Here is a 235-nt window from a genome sequence, read left to right on the forward strand (position 1 = left end):
TGTGCACACCACCCTCGGGCTTCTCGTGCTTCCACGAGTCCGGCTTCTCACGGTCGTCGTTGCTGCCGGAGCCGGACTCCTTGTCCTTCTCCCAGTCATCGGCCGACACACCGGCCAGCGCGCCACCGCCGGTGTGCACACCACCCTCGGGCTTCTCGTGCTTCCACGAGTCCGGCTTCTCACGGTCGTCGTTGCTGCCGGAGCCGGACTCCTTGTCCTTCTCCCAGTCGTCCGC

Annotated in this window: 1 pseudogene; it reads right to left on the minus strand. The window is 66.8% G+C overall.

What is annotated here, in order from left to right:
* Nucleotides 1-235, minus strand: a pseudogene (locus ACIRJR_RS16315) (hypothetical protein); the annotation flags it as partial.

It is taken from the genome of Streptomyces sp. NPDC102402 (genome assembly GCF_044765765.1).
In the GTDB taxonomy this organism is placed as follows: Bacteria; Actinomycetota; Actinomycetes; order Streptomycetales; family Streptomycetaceae; genus Streptomyces.